This window comes from Erythrobacter sp., assembly GCF_039988855.1.
GTDB lineage: Bacteria > Pseudomonadota > Alphaproteobacteria > Sphingomonadales > Sphingomonadaceae > Erythrobacter.
The window spans coordinates 487921-503072 of the sequence record NZ_JBDXIY010000015.1 but is presented as its reverse complement, the minus strand read 5'-3'; the positions used below and the strand labels follow the sequence as shown (position 1 = coordinate 503072).

The 15152-nt window shown below is 54.0% G+C and carries 11 protein-coding genes; 9 read left to right on the top strand and 2 right to left on the bottom strand.

From position 1 onward, the window contains the following. The first annotated feature begins 20 nt into the window (after positions 1-20). From purC to purQ, 5 genes are all read left to right on the top strand, one after another. Entirely contained in the window at positions 21-824 is an 804-nt protein-coding gene (gene purC / locus ABJ205_RS05240) for a phosphoribosylaminoimidazolesuccinocarboxamide synthase (RefSeq protein WP_348158798.1), read from the top strand. A 103-nt stretch (positions 825-927) separates the two neighbouring features. After that, positions 928-1260 (top strand): hypothetical protein, encoded by a 333-nt coding sequence (locus ABJ205_RS05235; protein ID WP_348158800.1) that lies wholly within the window; start codon positions 928-930, stop codon positions 1258-1260. A 193-nt stretch (positions 1261-1453) separates the two neighbouring features. Further along, complete coding sequence (locus ABJ205_RS05230; RefSeq protein WP_348158802.1) at positions 1454-4357, top strand: insulinase family protein; 2904 nt, start codon at positions 1454-1456, stop codon at positions 4355-4357. A gap of 171 nt (positions 4358-4528) precedes the next feature. Continuing rightward, positions 4529-4780 carry a phosphoribosylformylglycinamidine synthase subunit PurS gene (purS, locus tag ABJ205_RS05225; protein WP_348158804.1) on the top strand — a complete coding sequence of 84 codons (252 nt, stop codon included), beginning with the start codon at positions 4529-4531 and terminating at the stop codon, positions 4778-4780. Further along, positions 4780-5469: a phosphoribosylformylglycinamidine synthase subunit PurQ gene (gene purQ / locus ABJ205_RS05220; RefSeq protein WP_348158805.1), complete on the top strand. Its 690-nt coding sequence runs from the start codon at positions 4780-4782 to the stop codon at positions 5467-5469. The genes purS and purQ overlap by 1 nt, the downstream gene beginning before the upstream one ends. Here the strand turns inward: purQ and ABJ205_RS05215 are convergent, their stop codons facing one another. Next, the gene (locus ABJ205_RS05215) at positions 5470-7830 is read right to left on the bottom strand and encodes an EAL domain-containing protein (RefSeq protein ID WP_348158807.1); all 2361 of its coding nucleotides are present in this window, start codon (positions 7828-7830) and stop codon (positions 5470-5472) included. A gap of 94 nt (positions 7831-7924) precedes the next feature. Further along, entirely contained in the window at positions 7925-9748 is a 1824-nt protein-coding gene (gene glmS, locus ABJ205_RS05210; RefSeq protein ID WP_348158808.1) for a glutamine--fructose-6-phosphate transaminase (isomerizing), read from the bottom strand. Positions 9749-10001: 253 nt separating this feature from the next. Here glmS and ABJ205_RS05205 point away from each other — a divergent pair, with 253 nt between their 5' ends. Genes ABJ205_RS05205 through ABJ205_RS05190 form a run of 4 tightly spaced genes read left to right on the top strand, consistent with a single transcriptional unit; the run spans position 10002 to position 15072 of the window. After that, positions 10002-11018 carry a glycosyltransferase family 2 protein gene (locus tag ABJ205_RS05205; protein ID WP_348158810.1) on the top strand — a complete coding sequence of 339 codons (1017 nt, stop codon included), beginning with the start codon at positions 10002-10004 and terminating at the stop codon, positions 11016-11018. Further along, the gene (locus ABJ205_RS05200) at positions 11015-12649 is read left to right on the top strand and encodes a hypothetical protein (RefSeq protein ID WP_348158812.1); all 1635 of its coding nucleotides are present in this window, start codon (positions 11015-11017) and stop codon (positions 12647-12649) included. The genes ABJ205_RS05205 and ABJ205_RS05200 overlap by 4 nt, the downstream gene beginning before the upstream one ends. Next, positions 12650-13753, top strand: a complete 1104-nt coding sequence (locus tag ABJ205_RS05195) for a glycosyltransferase family 4 protein (RefSeq protein WP_348158814.1) — start codon at positions 12650-12652, stop codon at positions 13751-13753. After that, positions 13711-15072, top strand: a complete 1362-nt coding sequence (locus ABJ205_RS05190) for an oligosaccharide flippase family protein (RefSeq protein ID WP_348158816.1) — start codon at positions 13711-13713, stop codon at positions 15070-15072. The genes ABJ205_RS05195 and ABJ205_RS05190 overlap by 43 nt, the downstream gene beginning before the upstream one ends. The last annotated feature ends 80 nt before the right edge of the window (positions 15073-15152 follow it).

Here is a 15152-nt window from a genome sequence, read left to right as displayed (position 1 = left end):
AAGAAGGGAACTCACAAAGTATGTCCCGCCGCTCCAAGATTTACGAAGGCAAAGCCAAGGTCCTCTATGAAGGCCCTGAGCCAGGTACGCTCATCCAATATTTCAAGGATGACGCGACCGCTTTTAACGCAGAGAAAAAGGGCACGATCAACGGCAAGGGTGTGATCAACAACCGGATCAGCGAGCATGTGTTCACCCGGTTGTCGCATATCGGCATCCCTACGCACTTCATCCGCCGCCTCAATATGCGCGAACAATTGGTGCGTCAGGTTGAGATCATCCCGATCGAAGTGGTTCTACGCAATGTCGCTGCAGGCTCAATCTGTAAACGTCTTGGCCTCGAAGAAGGCGAACCGCTGCCGCACACACTCATCGAATATTACTACAAAGACGATTCGCTTGGCGATCCGCTTATCGCTGAAGAACATATCGCCTGCTTTAATTGGGCGAGCCAGGAAGAGATGCAGGACATTTCTTCGATGGCGATCCGGATTAACGATTTTCTGTGCGGCATGTTCGCTGCGATCGACATTCGCCTTGTAGATTTCAAGCTTGAGTTCGGCCGCCTGTTCGATGGCGATTTCAGCCGCGTGATCCTTGCCGATGAGATCAGCCCAGATGGCTGCCGCTTATGGGACATGGAAAGCGGAGAGAAGCTCGACAAGGACCGTTTCCGCCGCGATTTGGGCGGCGAGGAAGAGGCCTACCGCGAAGTAGCGCGTCGGCTTGGGCTTTTGCAAAATGAGGACACGGGGCCCGGCGAAGTGCTGGACCTGTCCACACACCGCTCACGCCTGCGCGGAACGCCCCCAGTTAAAAAATGATCCTTGAGCAGTAGCCCTGCCTAGAAGCCCTGCCTAGAAGCCCTGCCCGCACGCTTTTCTGCTAGACGCAATCATTACAAAGTCTATCTTCACACTGAGGGGGATGGCTTTGATTGTGATCTTGCGAATTTTGCTGGCGCTATTGGCTTTTGGGATCGCTATGCCAAGCGCAGCGTCTGCGCAAAAAGTCGCGCTGATGATTGCCAAGAACAACATCGCACAATTGCTCGATCCAACGGCAACCGGCGGGGAGCTGAATAGCGACAAACCTTGGATCATTTCCTTAGGAGCAACCCTTCCCGGCCGTTATGCTGCAGACCTTGGCGCACCGCTTCCGATTGACGGTATTTGGCGGATCTCCGCCAATGACAAACGTTTGCGAATTGAACGGGGATGCAAAACTGACCCTAAGACCGGACGGAAATCTGGGCGTTAAAATCGCAACCTTTCCGTTCCCGGTTGAATTTGTGCTGATCCGCGAAGCGCTAGACGATCCAGCCGCGCTTGATAAGGAATTCCCAGAATAAGCAGGCGGTTCATCATCGATACAGTCGCACCAATAAACAATCTGACAAACAGGATTTACTGATTAAGCTGCGGCTTTGAGAGGACTGAGAGACTAACCCTTTATGAGCTTAGCAACCCGCGCAATTATGGCTGGCCTCTTATTGCTATCGCCTGCCGCACCGTCGCTTGCACAAAATTCGCAAACCGATGCCAGTGAAGTTTCAACACCGCAGCCAGTTTGGCCTTTTGAGGCCAGCGACTTGCCCGTCGATCCCGACTTTGTATTTGGTCAGCTTGAAAACGGAATGCGCTATATTTTGCGCGAGAACGCGACGCCCGAGGGCACCGCATTGGTGCGCATGCGCATTGGTTCAGGTTCGCTTGAAGAAACGGAAAACGAACGCGGCCTTGCGCATTTCCTCGAACACATGGCCTTCAATGGCTCCAGCAACATCCCCGAAGGTGAGATGATACCTCTGCTTGAACGCGAGGGGTTGGCGTTTGGCGCAGACACCAATGCTTCAACTGGCTTCGAGGCCATCACCTACATGCTCGACCTGCCGCGCAACGACGCCGACCTTTTGAGCACGGCAATGATGTTAATGCGAGAGACTGCAAGTGAACTGACGATCGCGCCTGAAGCCGTCGAACGCGAGCGCGGTGTCATCCTTGCTGAGCGCCGTGATAGGCGAGGGTTTGCGCAGCGAGCGCAAGTAGATGGCTTTGAGTTTATCTCTCCCAATGCACGCTACACGCAAAGGCTGCCCATCGGCACACTTGAGGTGATCGAAAACGCGACCGCCCAAGATCTTCGCGGGCTCTATGAACGCACCTATACGCCTTCAAATACTGTTCTGATCATCGTGGGCGATTTCCCGGTCGACGTCATGGAAGCGGCCATACGCGAGCACTTCGACGACTGGGCTCCAGCCCCAGCCCAGCCTGATCCAACAACCGGCCCAGTCGATGTAACGCGCAAAGGTGCAAGCGATATCTTCCTTGATCCTGCATTGTCAGAGAGCGTCACGCTTACGATGCTTGCCCCTTACATTGATGAACCAGACACAGTTGCAAGACGCAAAGCATCGTTGCTTCGCGGGGTCGCTTATGGCGTCATCCAAAGGCGTCTATCGCGATTGGCGCGTTCATCTGAGGCCCCGTTCCGAGCCGCTCGATTTTCGCAAGGGGCAATTTTTGACAATGCGCGCACCAACACTTTGGCCATCGCCAGCGAAGATGGCAGTTGGCGCGAAGGCATTCTGGCCGCAGTGCAAAGCGTGCATGAGGCAGCAATCCATGGATTTACAAAAGCAGAGATTGCCGAACAGCTTGCCAATATTCGCACCTCACTTGAAAACCGTACGGCAGGCGCAGAAACGCGCGCCAACAGTTTCTTCGCGGCCGCTTCGATCAATCTTGTGGCCGATGAAAACGTACCCACAACGCCAGAATTCCAACTGGCGCTGTTCAACGAAATGGAAAACACTATCACACCGAACACAGTGCTTGGCGCGTTTCGAGAGCGGCTGATACCCTTCGATGATCCTCTTATACGGTTCGAAGGCCGAAGCGCTCCTGATGGTGGCGAGGAAGCACTACAAATCGCCTTTGCTGACGCGATGGCCCTACCCATTGCGGCCCCGCAAGCTGAGAATGCAAAGGCATTTGCTTACAGCGAATTTGGCGATCCGGGCGAGGTCATTTTGGACACGCGAGATGATCGTTTAGGCTTTCGCTACATCACCTTTGCCAACAATGTTCGTTTGACACTCAAGACCACAGATATTCGTGAGGACCGTATCGCGTATCGCCTGCTTCTTGATGGCGGCTCGTTGATGAACACCCGCGACGATCCTTTGCGCACCTACCTTATTGGTTCACTGTCCGCCGGCGGACTGGGCGCGCACAGCCGCGACGAATTGCAGACCATTCTGGCAGGCCGCAGCGTCGGGTATAGCGCATCAAACACAGCGGAAGCTTTTAGTTTCACCGGGGCCACCACGGCCCGTGATTTGTCATTGCAGATGCAATTGCTCACTGCTGCCCTTACCGACCCGGGCTACCGTCCGGAGGGCATTGAGCAATTTAAGCGCGGTATTGATAATTACTTCCAAACACTAAATTCCACTCCGTTCCGGAGCCTTGGAAATGCGTCAGGTGCTATTCTGTCTGACGATGACCCACGATTTAGCCTTCAATCACGTGAAGATTTCTTCGCTCTCAGTTATGATGCGCTTGATGCAGCCATCGGTGATCGGCTCGCAGCGGGCGCAATTGAACTGTCCTTGGTGGGCGACTTCAACGAAGAAGAAGCTATTGCCAGCGTCTCGGCAACGCTGGGCGCTTTGGCAGCGCGAGAGCCCGAATTTCGCGTGCGACGTAATGCAAGGAACAGAGAGTTCACATCCAACCGCAAAAGGCACGTTCTGACGCATACTGGAGAGGCCGATCAGGCGCTTCTGCGTCTGGTTTGGCCCACCAATGACGACAGCGATTTTGCCGAAGAATTGCGACTTTCCTTGCTTGCACGCATGGTCCGAATTGAGCTGACAGATCGGCTGCGCGAAGAGCTTGGGCAAGCCTATTCACCCACTGCGTCGAGTTCGATGAGCAAGATTTATCCCGGCTACGGCACGTTTGCGCTGACGGCTTCACTTGATGTTTCGGAACTGGAAGCTGCTCGTGGTGCGGTCGCCACTCTGATTACCGATCTGCGCGAAAAACCTATTGATCCCGATCTCATCCAGCGTGCCCGTCAGCCCTTGTTGGAGGCGTATGATAATGCGCTCAAATCACTTGGCGGATGGTTACAACTTGCAGATCGTGCTCAAAGCGAAGGTGATCGATTAGAGCGTTGGTTTACTGGACCAGACACTTTGCGCGCTATCACTCCCCAAGACATTAGCGCAATGGCCGGCAAATATCTGTTGCCTGAAAACGCGGTTGAATTTGTGGTTTTGCCTGAGGAATCCGACAAAGAAGAGGATATTGCATCCGCTTCGCCGGAGCCAAACGAGAATGGCTGACTGGTTCGTTGAAACAAGGTGCCCGTGACGGCGCCTGTATAAGGATACGCATCCTAATCGCGGGTGATTGTGCAGGTTCGCAAGATTGCACGTGAGATTTGAGACGCTATAGGCGTGGGGATAAAGACATCAATCGGCTGATCGGCCCCAAGCCCTAGGACACAAAGTTCCATGAAAGTTCGCATTCTCGTCCGTCTTAAGCCCGGCGTTCTCGACCCACAGGGTCGCGCAGTGCACCATTCGCTTGATGGCCTTGGTTTTGAAGGGGTCGAGGATGTTCGGATCGGACGAATGATCGAAATGGATGTCGCCGACGGGACAAGTGACGAAGCGCTCAACAAAATGTGCGAGCAATTGCTTGCCAATATGGTGATTGAAAACTTCGCAATCGAAAAACTTGATGACGAAAAGGAACCCGCCTGATGGGCTTTAAAGCAGGCGTCGTTACGTTTCCCGGCTCCAATTGTGACCGCGACATGGCTGTTGCGATTGAAACGGTTTCTGGTCAACCAGCCGTGCGGATTTGGCATGGTGATGCCGATCTGCCTGAAGGCCTCGATTTTATCGCCCTTCCAGGCGGGTTTTCCTATGGCGATTACCTGCGTTCTGGCGCAATGGCCGCTCGCAGCCCCGTGCTTCGTGCGGTGGTGAATGCTGCTGAACGCGGCGTTCCCGTGCTTGGAGTATGCAATGGCTTTCAAGTGTTGACCGAAAGCGGGCTTTTGCCAGGCGCTCTTATGCGCAATGCCGGACAAACATTTGTTTGCCGCACAGTTGATCTCGAGGTCGCCAATACCAGCTCTCCTTTCACTCGAGGGTTTGAGCAAGGCCAGGTCTTGCGCATCCCGGTGGCCCATCACGATGGCAATTATTTCGCAGACGATGCGACGCTAGACACACTTGAAGGCGAAAGCCGCGTAGCATTTCGTTACGGCGAAGACGTCAACGGGTCTCAGCGCGGCATTGCAGGAGTGCTGAGCGCCAATGGCCGGGTCCTTGGCATGATGCCGCATCCTGAACGGGCGATTGAACCTGCGTCTCACCCGACACTTGGCGGATCAGATGGGCGCGCATTGTTTGAAAATGTGATCAGCAGCCTCGTCGCCGCTTAGTTAGGCCCGCTTCACCGGAGCCCACTTCTCGTTGAATAGGCGTCTTGCGTCTTGCGCTGGCATTGGGCGTCCAAAATAGAAGCCTTGGATCTTATCGCACCCAAGATTGCGAATGAGCTCTGCTTCGTCTGCGCTTTCTACACCCTCAGCCGTTGTCGTCATTTTCATGCTTTTTGCCATTGCAACAACGGCGTTGATAATTGCGAGGCTCTCATTGCTGCCCTGAGAGGCTCCTTGGACAAAGGTCCGATCCACTTTGATCGTTGAGAAGCGCAGCTTGCGCAGATAGCCAAGCGAAGAATAGCCAGTCCCAAAGTCATCCAAAGCGATAGAGCAACCAAGTGCCATAGCTTGTTCAAGCGCGTTGCGGGCAATGCTTGCATCTCGAAGGAAGATGCTCTCAGTCACCTCAATCTCTAAGCGTTCCGGACGGAGACCGCTTGCAGACAAAGCATCGATAACCTCTTGATGAAAGTTGGGTTCAAGCAGCTGTTCAGGTGAAACATTCACGTTGACTTTTATATGGTCTGGCCAGTTACGCGCTTCGAGGCACGCCTGGCGCAGAACCCATTTTCCGATTGGAACAATAAGGCGTGTATCTTCGGCAAGAGGAATGAACTTGCCCGGACTGACAAAGCCATGTTCAGAGCTGTCCCAACGCACAAGCGCTTCAAAGCTCACAATGCTCTCATTGCGCGCGTCGACGACTGGCTGATAGTGCAGCACAAACTCATCAAGCCCCAGTGCTTTACGCAATGAGACTTCCAGTTGGCGACGTTCTTCTGCTGAAGCATGCAAGTTGGGTTCAAATCGGCAATGCTCTCCGCCGCCTTCGTCCTTCGCGCGGTACAGCGCAAGGTCAGCGTTGCGCATCAGTTCCTCAACCGTCCTGCCGTCTCTAGGGCCGATTGCTGAGCCCACGCTTGCCCCGACATAAAGGGTGTGATTATCGACCTGATAAGGCTCTGACAGGCTTGAGATTACTCGGCCAGCAAGGCCGCGCAGATAATTCAAATCGCTCGCATCTCGGATCACAACGGCGAATTCATCACCGCCAAGGCGGCCCACGATGGCTTTGTCACCCATCAGCGCCTGAAGCCGCGCGGAAACCTGCGCTAGCAACTTGTCACCAGTCATATGGCCAAGGGAATCGTTTACTGACTTGAAGCGATCGAGATCAATCATCATCATCGCGCAGCGCGTGCGCCAGTGCTGTGCATACTCCAGCGCATCGCCCAATGCTTCGGTCAACATCAAGCGGTTCGGAAGAGACGTCAGCGTATCGTAGCGCGCGAGATATTCGATCTTTTCAGAAGATTCTCGTTGCTCGGTAACATCGGACCCCACGCCGCGAAAACCGGTAAACTGGCCGCGCTCATCACGAATAGGTGTACCTGAAAGCTCCCACCAACGTTCAACACCCTTGATCGAGACCTGGACAAATAGGTTCGCAAAATTCTCGCGGTTGCGAAGGTTTTCAGCCAATTCATGCAAGCTAGGCGGGAAATCACCGCTTTCCCATTTGTCCCCTGCGATGAGCGCCAACAGCGGCTTACCCTCAACCTCGCTGTCAGACGCATTGAGCGCAAATGCGAACCGCGGGCTTACGGATTGCAGTCTGCGACGAGTATCAATTTCCCAAAGCCAGTCGGCTTCGTTTTCCTCAAACTCGCGCAACAAAAGTGACACTACCTCTTCTTTTTCGGCGATCACATTCTCGGCAAGGCGGGCCCCTAAATGCGCTCTGCCAACTTCAAGTGCGCCCAGCATTGTGCAGATCGTAAACAGGGCAATCCCGCAAGAGATTACCCAATCGTTTGCCAATGCAAATGGCACCGCAGCACCAAAGCCGTTGAGTGCGGTCACAACCATCATGTTAAACGGCGTGGTCGTATAAAAATACACCCTCGCCGCCATCAAAAGAAGCACAGTCACCAAGACCGTGATCGCGCTTTCCTTTGGACCAAATGGCGCGAATGCGAACAACGGCACCAGCCAAAGCAAGGCGGTCGCTATGACCAGTAAACAGTGAATGCGAGCCTGTCTCGCCTTTGTGCTTTTGGAGGCGCTTACGTGGCTAAGGCGGTCCATCCAAGTGTTGTAGAATTGGGTGCCCGCCAGTGCGGCGAACCAAACTCCCAGCCAAATTGGAGAAACCAGACCAATGTAGATCTGCACGACAAACAAGCCGACCAGTGAATGCACATAGGCACGGTGAAATGCTAGTTTGCCAAGATCACGCTTTTCCAACCCGCGCAGACGCGACCAATCGCCTTGCCCTTTTTCGGAAAAACCAAGGACGGTTGAAGTCGGGACATCTTGCACAGCAGAAGGTGTGGGAAGGGCATTGTGTTCATTCACGGACCGGTGGTTAATCCGTAAAGGTTATGACACAGTAAAGCCCGCGTCTTTAAGACTAGAAAAAATACAGCCGGAAACCGCTGGAAATCTGGGATTATTCGACTGTCACCGACTTGGCCAAATTGCGCGGTTGATCGACATCTGTGCCTTTAACCACTGCGACATGATAGGCCAGCAATTGCACCGGAATTGCATAGACCAACGGCGCGATCAGAGGGTGTACAACGGGCATCTCGATGGTTGCCAAACAGCCATCGCCTGCTTCTTCGATGCCAGCTGCATCAGAGATTAAAACGACCTTACCGCCGCGCGCGCGCACTTCCTCCATGTTTGAAACGGTCTTTTCAAATAGAGGACCGGAAGGTGCAATAACCACCACCGGCACGTCATCATCAATCAATGCAATCGGCCCGTGCTTCATCTCACCGGAAGCATAACCTTCTGCGTGTATATAACTGATTTCTTTGAGCTTTAATGCACCTTCTAGTGCCAAAGGATAGTCCTGCCCTCGCCCCAGATACAGCACATCACGGGTTTGCGAGAACAACGGCGCCATCGCAGCAATATCATCGTCATGGTTCAACGCTTCATTAAGCGCAGCCGGTGCCTCCAGCAGGTGCTCAACCACTTCGCGTTCTTCGTCACGGGACAAACGCCCCTTTTTAACCGCCATGTGTGCTGCCAAGGCTGCTAGAACCGCCAATTGGCATGTGAACGCCTTTGTGGAGGCGACGCCAATCTCTGGACCGGCATGGGTTGGTAACAAAAGGTCCGCTTCGCGCGCCATCGAACTCGTCGGTACGTTGACCACCACGGCAATCACTTGGCCTTCTGCCTTACAATGACGGAGCGCTGCCAAAGTGTCTGCTGTCTCCCCACTTTGCGAGATGAAGAGCGCCAAGCCGCCTTCTTCAAGAACGGGGTCGCGATAGCGAAACTCGCTTGCCACATCGATATCGACGGGCACGCGCGCAAATTGTTCAAACCAGTATTTTGCGACCAGTCCGGCGTAATATGAAGTTCCACAAGCCACGATCGTTAGGCGGCGAATGGCAGACAAATCAAAATCGAATTGCGGCAGTGCAACGGATACATCTTCGCGCCGCAAATAAGAGCTTAGAGTTTGCGCAACCACGGTGGGTTGTTCAAAAATCTCTTTTTGCATGAAGTGGCGATAATTGCCTTTCTCAACAGCGGTAGCGGACGCGCCTGATGCTTGGATTGCGCGTTCAACTGGTTGATTTTGCGAGTCAAATATCTGTGCACCTTCCTTGGTGATGACGACCCAATCACCCTCTTCAAGATAGGAAATTCGCTGCGTCAACGGCGCAAGGGCAAGTGCGTCAGACCCCAAATACATCTCGCCCTCACCGTGTCCAAGCACGAGAGGCGAGCCAAGGCGAGCACCAATGAGAAGATCAGGGTTTTGGCGAAGCGCAATCGCCAGCGAGAAAGCGCCCCGTAGTTTTGGCAGAACCTCAGACACCGCTTCTTGAGGCGATGCTCCCTTCTCGATGCGTGAGGAAATAAGGTGCGCGACGACTTCGGTGTCGGTCTCGCTGACATATGTGCGATCTTCGCACTTCAGCTCGTCCCGAAGCGATTTGTAATTCTCGATAATACCGTTGTGTACCAAAGCGAGTTCATCGGTCGCATGGGGGTGAGCATTGGCCGCCGTAGGGGCGCCGTGCGTAGCCCAGCGTGTATGCGCGATGCCTGTGGTCCCTGCCGCCGGGTCATTCTCCAGAACGCCCATAAGGTTAAGCAGCTTGCCTTCAGCCCGTCTACGAACAAGCTCGCCTTCATTTAGCGTGCAAATGCCGGCGCTATCATAGCCGCGATATTCCATACGCCTCAGGCCATCGACCAGCCGATCTGCCACAGAGGAGGAACTTACGATCCCGATGATACCGCACATAAACTGCCCATTTCCCTTGAGTTAACGCATGCCCTCGAAGTCAAGCGCTCTAAGCCCCTTACTTACAAAGCTTGAACAAGACTTGAAGGGCAAGCTCGTCTTTTACGGTCATTTTTTTCGCAAAGTCCGGCTAAACCCCAACCGCACTTCCTCATCATGGTTTACGATTGCTTAAACACCCCCCGTTAGCACGGCTGAAACAAGTGGGCGCGCGCTTGCAATTGAGCTGCGTCTTAAGGGGCAAAACAGAACCATGAAGCTAATCATTCAGATACCCTGCCTTAATGAGGCCGAAGTGTTGCCGGAAACGCTGGCGAAACTGCCGCGCAGTCTGCCGGGTGTCGATTGCGTGGAATATTGCATTATCGATGATGGCAGCTGTGATGACACAAGCGGCGTTGCAAAACGTTGGGGTGTGCAACATGTCGTGCGCCACAGGAGAAACCGCGGCCTTGCAGAAGCCTTCCGCAGCGGAATTGACAAATGCTTGGCCGAAGGCGCGGATATCATCGTCAATACCGATGCTGATGGACAATACGAAGGCGCGGACATTGCCAAGATCGTAGCGCCCGTTGTCGCAGGTGAGGCAGACATTTGTGTTGGCGACCGCTCCGTTGCCAACAATCAGCATTTTGGCGCCGGCAAACGCCTTCTCCAACGTCTTGGTTCCTATGTGGTTCGGACCCTGTCTGCGACGGACATCACCGACGCAGTGAGCGGATTCCGTGCAATCAGCAAGGACGCGGCACAACGCATCAATATCACCACCGATTTCAGCTACACAACCGATATGCTGATCCAGGCGGGCCGAAAACGTCTTGCGATCACCAGCGTGCCTATTCGCACCCATGCAGCCACCCGCCCCTCACGATTGTTCAAATCCATCCCCAAATTCATCCAACAAACCGGGGTCACAATCTTACGAGCTTACACCACGTTTAATTCTCTGCGTGTGTTTGTGGGTCTCGGCATATTGGCAACGCTCTTGGGTATATTCCCCATCGCACGCTTCCTCTGGTTCTTTGCGAACGGCGACACCGAAGGTCATATCCAATCCCTCGTGATTGGCGGCGCGTTGTTAACAGTCGGCGTACTCGTCACGGTGCTTGGAATCTTGGCAGACCTTATCGCCACCAATCGCAAACTCCTTGAAGCAAACATGCTCAAACTGCGCCGGATTGAGGAAAAGCTCATCGCTCAAGAAAGTTCCGAGCGACCAAGTACAAGCGAATTCGAATTCGACATTACCGAGCACCGGAAGGTTTCGTGAGCGGGATTGCTCTGAATAATTGGTCGAGGCCGAAAGGACAGGCCGACACCACAACGCGCGCGATCATCATCGCGCTCGTTGTGGTCTTATGCCTGCAATTGGCATTGGCACTTACGAAGAGCGTCAATTGGGATGAATTTTTTCACTTCAGTCAAATCCATGCGGCATGGCGCGGGGAGCCGGTTGGCGGAATTTTGCAACGCCCCTTTGTGCCCCTCTATGCCTGGGTTCCTTCACTTGATGGGACCAATATCGAGCATATCCAGCTCATTCGATCCCTGATCATGCCCTTTGAGCTCTTGCTCATAGTCGCAATCGTAGCGGTCGCATCCAAGTTCGCCGATTTTCGAACCGCGCTCCTGTGCGGGCTTGCTTATGCAACCGCAGGCTACGCCTTTACCCAAGGCCTTGCGCTAAGAGCAGACGTCATAGCCGCATCGCTTGTGATGAGCGCGCTTGCCATTGGGTTTCATTGGCGACTTGGCCCCATCACCTTGGGGGTCATCGCCGCGCTGACGGGTCTCGCCTTTATCGCAAACATCAAGGTTGTCTTGTATCTCCCCGCGTTCATTGCATTGGCCTTTGTACGCTGGGATGATCTCAAACGTTGGATTTGGTTGGCTCCCGTTGGCGCTGCAATTGGATTGGGCGCTTTGGCCATTTTTGCGCCGGAAATCATCGCCATGCTGTCCAAAAAATTGACCGGCTCATTTGACCGTATGTTTGGTGGCGGACTGTTCCCGCAGACCATGCATTGGGTTCGACAATCGGCAATGGCCTCGGTCTTTACCGTCCAATTGGTTGGCTTTGTTGTTTGGATGTTCAAAGGCCGATCGAACCAGAAACCAGCTCTTGCACTGCTTGCGTTGCCCGCTTTATGGCCCGTGATCTATTTCAACGCCTACCCCTACTTCTTTGCCTTCATCCTCCCACCAGTCGCGGTGGCACTCGCACCAGTGATTAAGATCGCTGCGCAGCGCTATGGAGCGCTTGCGCTCACGGCGGTTTTCACGCTCAATGGGGCCGCATTGTACCTGATGGAACCGCGAAGCGTGCAGGCCAATCAAGCCGAAGTTCAAGACATGGTGAGCACGGCTTTTCCCACTCCCGTCACCTATATTGATGAAAGCGGAATGGTCGGCGACTTCCCCCGCGCTGTGCCGCAATTTGCCTCTGGCTGGGCGCTTTCCAATTACCTAAAAGACGGCGAACCGCTTTATTCCCAAGCGATCATGTCACAGCCTGTGCCTATGGTGCTAGTGAACAGTTTGACCTTGCGTAACGCATTTTCCGATGCACCATTTGGTGAGCGGTTGCTGCCGCAAGATGAAACTCTCTTGCGCGACAATTACATCCAGCACGCGGGGATTGTGATGGTCGCTGGCAAACATTTTGGCGCCGGTGAAGAGGCAAGAACGCAGCTCATCGCCGTGCCGGGCGAATACCGCATTGAAGGCGCAGCGCTCTTTGTTGATGGTGAAATTCACGAGGTGGGCAGCGTCATCCAACTGGATCGCGCTCGCTATAATTTCGTCAATCTTGGTCAAAATCGGGCCTCTTTACGTTGGGCACAAGCAGGTGATCCTCGATCAAGCGACATCACATTTCTTGATCTGTATTCGGGCTACTAAATGATGGCGTCTACCCATCATTATGAAGCGGCAGCTGAAAACGGCGAAGCTATGGCGCCCCGCGTCCTTTTCATCACTCGCAAATGGGGGCCTGCAGTTGGCGGGATGGAAACCTATTGCGAGCGTTTGACCGAAGAACTGGCCAAACTTGGTCCAATTGATGTGATTGCCTTGAAAGGCCAGAGCGATGGCCAACCGCCAAGCGTTCTTTCCCTACTGCTTTTCCCACTCACCGTTTTGGCAGCGCTTTTCCGTCTTAAGACCCCGCCCGCGATTGTGCATTTGGGCGATATGGCCGTCTGGCCTTTGGCGTTTATAGCATTGGCTTTCGCTCCCAAAGCCAAGGTGATCATCTCCGCCCATGGAACGGATGTTGCCTATGGTGCTCGGGGCGGCATCAAAGGTGGCTTGTACCAATTGTACATGAAACTCGGCGCAGCGTTTTCCAAAAATGCCAAGGTGATCGCGAATTCGCGGGCAACCAAAGCCCGGCTTAATCAAATCGGTTGGAACTGCGACGCCATAGTACCGCTTGCTACAGATTTGCTGGCTCAGCCCGATGGTGATTTTAACTCCAAGCAATTGTTGTTCGCGGGCAGACTGGTCAAACGCAAAGGTTTGGGTTGGTTTGTGAACGAAGTTCTGTCTCTCCTTCCAAATGACCTTCGCGTGTCTGTCGTTGGCACAAAGTGGGACGAAAGCGAGGACGCAGCCTTGGAACATCCTCAGGTCGATTTTCTTGGGTCAATGCCACAAGCCGAATTAGCACAGCAGTTCTCCAAGGCTGCTTGCGTAATCGTACCCAATATCGACCCAGAAAATGGCGAATATGAAGGTTTTGGCCTTGTCGCATGCGAAGCGGCAAGCGCAGGCGGGCTGGTCCTTGCGGGCAAGACGGGCGGGTTAACAGACGCGGTACAAGACGGACAAACAGGTTTTCTGATTGAAGCGGGAAATGCGCAGAAATGGGCCGCCAAAGTGGCCCAAGTGCTCTCACAATCGCCCGAGGAGCGCGCAGAGTTTTTGACAACTTCTCAAAGTCTTGCACAAGAATACTATTCATGGAACCGTGTCGCCAAACAAACATCTCAGGCGTATTCTTGATGCAGGCAAGTGTGCTTCTGTCTCGCGGCATTACGTTGCTGAAGGGGCCTGTTGCACGCGGGTCCATCATCGGTCTTGGCCTTCGGCTAGGCGGGCTTGGTCTGATGTTCGCCCAGGCTGTGATCGCCGCGCGGCTTTTGGGCGCACAAGATTACGGCGTGGTCACATTGCTCCTCGCTATTGCGCAAATCGCAGCAGCCGTAACGCTTATGGGTTACGGGTCTTTTGCCACTGCCGAAGTTGCGCGCGGTGTAAAACTGAAACAGTTTGGCATTAGAAGAAAATTCCTGAATCACGCGGCCATGCGCATCGCAGGGGCGAGCATTTTGGTCTTACCCCTTGCATATGTGATGGGATTCTATTGGCTGGATGGCCTCAAGTGGCAGCTCGCTATCCCCTTACTTATTGCAATTCCGGTGCTGGCAGCAATTCAGCTATTGCGCGGAGTGGCTTTGGGACTTGGACGCCCATTCTGGGGTGTTGTCCCGGGCGAGGTTTTGCGCCCAGCACTGCTTGTCGCAACCCTCATCGCCGCAGCGTTTTTCGTCAAGAGCAGTAGCGCAACCTTCGTTACCCTATACATGGCAACGGCGGTTATCGCTCTTGTCATTGCATTGCCTACAGTAACGAGCCGCAAGGACGAACCTCAAGCATCCGGCGAATTAGATATCTCTGCGCCAAGGCAATGGGACCGCGCCGCCTTGCCATTTATGGGCATTCACCTCGCATCGATCCTCCAGCTTGAACTGGCAACATTGATGCTGGGCCTCATGGCTGGCCCAGAGGCGGTTGGGTTGTTTCAACCAATTTCTCGTCTTTCCATGCTCCTCATGCTGCCGATCTATGCCTTGAGCGTTGCGTTTAACCCCAAGATTGCTGGGTTGTATGCCGAGGGCGAAACCGAAGCGATAGAAGATCTTGCCGGCAAACACACCGTTGCAGCTACGCTTTTGATAGCCTTGGGCGGCCTCGCAATCGGATTGGCGGCGCCCTTACTTCTTTCGCTGTTTGGCAAAGAATTTGTCTCAGCAGCGCCCCTTGTTTGGTTTTTAGTTGCTGGCCGGTTCGTTCATGCTGCCTGCGGCCCAGGCGCGGAATTGCTGGCGATGACGCAAAACTCTGGAAAGGCGTTTCGGTGCCTGGTCATGGGCATCGCCGCCGAAGCATGTATCGCCGCAGTCTTGATCCCAATTTATGGCCTGATCGGTGCCGCAATCGCCGTCGCCTTTGGCTTATCCGCCCGCAGCATCGCTCTGCTCGTTACGACTATCAAGGTGTTAAAAATCAACCCGAGCTATTTGCGACTGAATTTAGGGTAGCCTCACGAAGTCAGTCGGATCGAGAACACAATCCGTCGACAACAGATCTTCAACTGCGTCGAATTTGCCATTGCGCATTG

What these genes read in the sequence shown, in the direction of transcription:
- purC (WP_348158798.1), top strand. Translation starts at nt 21, where the DNA reads ATGTCCCGCCGCTCCAAGATTTACGAAGGCAAAGCCAAGGTCCTCTAT.
- ABJ205_RS05235 (WP_348158800.1), top strand. Translation starts at nt 928, where the DNA reads ATGGCTTTGATTGTGATCTTGCGAATTTTGCTGGCGCTATTGGCTTTT.
- ABJ205_RS05230 (WP_348158802.1), top strand. Translation starts at nt 1,454, where the DNA reads ATGAGCTTAGCAACCCGCGCAATTATGGCTGGCCTCTTATTGCTATCG.
- purS (WP_348158804.1), top strand. Translation starts at nt 4,529, where the DNA reads ATGAAAGTTCGCATTCTCGTCCGTCTTAAGCCCGGCGTTCTCGACCCA.
- purQ (WP_348158805.1), top strand. Translation starts at nt 4,780, where the DNA reads ATGGGCTTTAAAGCAGGCGTCGTTACGTTTCCCGGCTCCAATTGTGAC.
- glmS (WP_348158808.1), bottom strand. Translation starts at nt 9,748, where the DNA reads ATGTGCGGTATCATCGGGATCGTAAGTTCCTCCTCTGTGGCAGATCGG.
- ABJ205_RS05205 (WP_348158810.1), top strand. Translation starts at nt 10,002, where the DNA reads ATGAAGCTAATCATTCAGATACCCTGCCTTAATGAGGCCGAAGTGTTG.
- ABJ205_RS05195 (WP_348158814.1), top strand. Translation starts at nt 12,650, where the DNA reads ATGATGGCGTCTACCCATCATTATGAAGCGGCAGCTGAAAACGGCGAA.
- ABJ205_RS05190 (WP_348158816.1), top strand. Translation starts at nt 13,711, where the DNA reads ATGGAACCGTGTCGCCAAACAAACATCTCAGGCGTATTCTTGATGCAG.